Origin of the sequence: Lutispora thermophila DSM 19022 (assembly GCF_900142105.1) — a bacterium.
Lineage (GTDB): Bacteria > Bacillota > Clostridia > Lutisporales > Lutisporaceae > Lutispora > Lutispora thermophila.
On sequence record NZ_FQZS01000054.1, the window covers coordinates 1 to 4,076 of the forward strand.

Below are 4,076 nucleotides of genomic sequence, written 5' to 3' on the forward strand. Positions count from 1 at the left end.
GAAGAAATCGGACATACCTTCTCTAAAAGCTTTGACCGCAGGATGAAGAACCTTATAGCAATGGAGAAGAGCAATTTTCTTGTAAGGGGACTTATCTATAAAACAAGGCGCATTGCAATCATAATACTCCTCATATGCCTTGTGACTCTAATAACCATAGCCAGCGTGGAAGCATTGAGAACAAAGTTCTTCAATGTAATCATAGAAATATATCAAGAACTGACCTCCTTCTCATTCCAGCATGATAAACAGCCGGGAGATATAACCATGGAACCGGCAGAGCCGGAATATATACCTGAAGGCTTTAAGAAAACAAGCGTTGAGGATTACTTCACGGATATTCATATTATTTATAGCAATAAAGAAGGACAAGAAATAATATTTAAACAGATATATATTACAAACGATAAAATAATCATAGATACAGAAGGAACCACCATGGAAAAGATGTGGATAAAAGGCTGTGAGGCCTATTATGTATCAAACAAAGGAACAAACAGACTGATGTGGTTTGATGCTCAATATCTTTTCGACCTTTCATCTGCTGCCATAGAAAAAGATGAAATAATAAAAATGGCGGAAAGTGTTAAATAAAAAATTAAAAAATTTTAATACAAGTGTACCAAAACGCCTCCTTCATTTCGTTATATAAATAGAAGACAAATGAAGTAGGTGTTTATATGTACTCAAAAAAATTAATATCACTAATCCTGTGTACAGCTTTGCTCTTATGTTCTTCCGGCATTGCCTATGCAGATGCAGGTCACAATGATCACCCTCATCAGGGCAAAATCATCATAACACCTCAAATGTTTTACATTAACAAAGCAAACAGCAACTTAAGTATTACTGCAACAGGGCAGGCTCAAGTTAAATGTTATATAGAAGGATACAGTGGCACAGTCACCAAAGTATCAATCGAAGCAGAATTGCAGCAATATAAGAATGGAGATTGGGTAGTCATAAACAGCTGGTATCAGTCAAGCAGCAGCTATAAGCTTACACTCTCCAAATTAATGACAGTTCCAAAAGGATATTCATATCGAGTAGTTGCAGATGTTACTGCCTATAGCGGTAGCGACTCGGAAACCAAAACCGTAATAAGCAGCAAGGTATATTATTAACTTTGAAGAAAGCTGCTTTTATGGAAAGGGGTGAGTCCGTTGGTTTTCTAATATGATAACAACTATGAAACTTATAAAACAATATATAGGAGGATAAAAAATGAGTAAAAAGAGAATAGCAGTGCTGTTAATATCTATCATTTGCATTTCTCTTATAACCGGCATCAACCTATTATATGCAGATAATATTAGTAAAAAGAATATATCACCTATGTACGATGTTTATTGCCCCATAAGCGGAAGTAATCATACACCTTTAACTGATCCTGGTCATAAATATATTGTGAGAACACTTTATAATGGCAAATATCACAACACTCAGCATAATGAATGTTTGTGTGGATCAGAAATCTATTGGATACCATACTATAACAGTATTAGTGGATATTACTACCCATCTAATATTATTGACTGGTACTTAGATCCACTTAATAGAACAGTAATAGAAGTTGATGAAATTTATACTACTAGTAGTAACCCACCTGGTTGGAAGTTTGATTAATATAACAGTTCATGATGTAAATTGCTATTAGTTAACATTCAGTGGGGAATGCATTTCCCACTGAATGTTAACTTTCATATTATACCTGCATTATCTTAATTAATGGTAAATTTTTCTTCATATGTTATAATAAAAAGAAGTATACCTTTTGCATTGAATTTGAATCATTATTGCAGAATTATAGAATTCTTTATAACATCAAATTTAACTTCGTGTGTAAAAGCTATCAATATATAAAACTCTATATCATTTTGAAAGGAGTAAAAACATAATGATTTCAAGTTTTATGGGCTTATTTATTGTTGCAAATATCATACTGATTGGGGTTGTAGTATCTAATATTATCAATAGGTTATCTTTCAAAATCAATATAATTAATAATCGCTATATATTACTGATTATAAAAGCAATTATAGCAGGGATTATGATTATTGCTTATTTATTTTGTCTCAATAAATTATCGCTGTATTGGGTATTGCCTGGATTATTACCGATAAATAAATTATTTTCTCTCAATATGCTTATGTGGCTTTTAGTTTGTCCAATATTTACTATATTCTTATTCAAAGTAATGAATATGACACGGGTTAATTAGCAAAAAAAACAATATTGACTCCGTAAAGTTAATATGAAAATTGACACATAGTTTCATAGATATGATTGTTTAGATATATATAGCAAAAATAAGAATAGAGGATATATCTGTGTATTATGATAACAAAAATTCTAGTTTTGTAGATTTACTTATAGTAGCAATTATAACAACAATAATGATGTTATTGTTATTTTCTTGTGGTCCTAAGTATTCAAGATGGCAAACCACTGTTGATGATGTAATAGTTTCTATTAATGAAAATATATAGGTACACTGATGAAGCATCCTAATAAACTTAACATTAAAGAAAATAAAATTGATGAAAAGATGAAAGATACTCTTTATATAGAACTAATTATTAATGGAAAGAAGTCTTATGACCTTGTAAGACATATTCCTGAATAATATCAATATTATTTATATTTCATCTGCTACTTTTAATAGTAAAGCTAATGATTGAATCTAAAAAAGGGGAATAAAATTGAAAAAAGGATTTGCTTCTTTTGCAAAGATAATAATTATGATTTATTGATGATATCGCTGGCTTTGCTCATATTGGCTTGTTCTAAAGATGAAACATCTATGGCGGAAAATGAAAGAATCACCAAACAGTAATTGAAAATGAAAAGAACTTGGTGTTAGTGCAGCTCAAGGATTTAGAATTTGATAAGTATAAAGAAGAAGTCAAGCAAATACTCCACTCATACTTCAGTGAATCATATTTGGAAAAAATAGATAATATAAAAAACAACAACGGATTATTTGCATTATCAATAGAAAAACCCATAAAGTATCAGATATCTAAAGTCTATACAGGCTCAGAGGACAGCAGCAAAAGCGTTTTTTCTTAAGCTACCCATTGATAATAGCAACAACAGCTTATATAAAATGTACATTTTAAAAAAAGAAGAAAATGAATGGAAATTGTTTCAACTAAGAGAATACTACGTTATTACGGATGGGCCAAAAAAGGAGAATTACGAAAAAAAAATAAATACATTTACTAACTATGAAAACTCACCTATAGAATATGAAGATATAATAATGATGGAATAAAGTTAAGAAGTCATAAAAAATGGAATAATAAATCCTCCTTATCAATAATGGCTTAAGAAATAAGAAGTACCCTTACAACCTTTGGGACAGGTACGATTTGTTAACGGTACCTGTCCCTTCTATTTATTATACAGCCTTTTCAATATCTGTCATTCTACTTCATCATTCTTGTCATGAAATTATATTATTTTACATTTTGAACATTTAATGTCCAAATATAAACAACTTAAAAGAAAAATGTGGTAAAATTGTATTAAGTTTATATATTTAATAAATATTGAGGCTGAAGGGGTTTTATTATGCTTTATATATATCTGTCAATTATTGAAAACTCTGAAGATAAGTCCAAATTTGAGCAGATTTATATGAATTACAGGCAAACAATGTTTTATGTGGCAAACAGCATATTAAAGGATGAGCATTTGGCAGAGGATGCTGTTCATCAGGCATTTTTAAGAATTATAGAAAATTTAGATAAAATAAATGATATCAAGTGTCCCAAAACCAAAGGCTTCGTCGTTATAATAGTTGAAAGGATGGCGATAGATATATACAGGAAAAGAAAAAGGCAATATGCCATCCCATTTGATGAAGTCATATCAGGTATAGGTGAGATGGCTGCAGAAGGAGACAAAAGCCTTGAAGAGATTGGCAATAGTTCAATTGCTGAGGCTATTGCAATGCTCCCTATAAACTATTCTACTGTGATAAAGCTCAAATATAGCCACGGATATACGGACAAAGAAATTGCAAAGATACTGTCCATATCAGAGGAAAATGTGCGAAAACGCATAACCAG

General features: G+C 30.8%; 6 protein-coding genes. All 6 read left to right on the top strand.

From position 1 onward, the window contains the following. Positions 1-594: DUF4367 domain-containing protein (locus tag BUB48_RS17300; RefSeq protein WP_073028170.1), on the top strand; the 594-nt coding region annotated here is incomplete at its 5' end. Positions 595-680: 86 nt separating this feature from the next. After that, the gene (locus BUB48_RS17305; RefSeq protein WP_073028173.1) at positions 681-1,124 is read left to right on the top strand and encodes a hypothetical protein; all 444 of its coding nucleotides are present in this window, start codon (positions 681-683) and stop codon (positions 1,122-1,124) included. 100 nt (positions 1,125-1,224) lie between these two features. After that, positions 1,225-1,626, top strand: coding sequence for a hypothetical protein (locus BUB48_RS17310; protein ID WP_073028175.1), 402 nt, complete (start codon positions 1,225-1,227; stop codon positions 1,624-1,626). Between the two features lie 871 nt (positions 1,627-2,497). Further along, positions 2,498-2,626 carry a hypothetical protein gene (locus tag BUB48_RS18905; RefSeq protein WP_278308977.1) on the top strand — a complete coding sequence of 43 codons (129 nt, stop codon included), beginning with the start codon at positions 2,498-2,500 and terminating at the stop codon, positions 2,624-2,626. Positions 2,627-2,862: 236 nt separating this feature from the next. After that, positions 2,863-3,072: a hypothetical protein gene (locus BUB48_RS17320; RefSeq protein WP_073028181.1), complete on the top strand. Its 210-nt coding sequence runs from the start codon at positions 2,863-2,865 to the stop codon at positions 3,070-3,072. A gap of 504 nt (positions 3,073-3,576) precedes the next feature. After that, positions 3,577-4,076, top strand: a 500-nt coding sequence (locus BUB48_RS17325) for an RNA polymerase sigma factor (RefSeq protein ID WP_073028184.1), incomplete at its 3' end; no start/stop codon positions are given.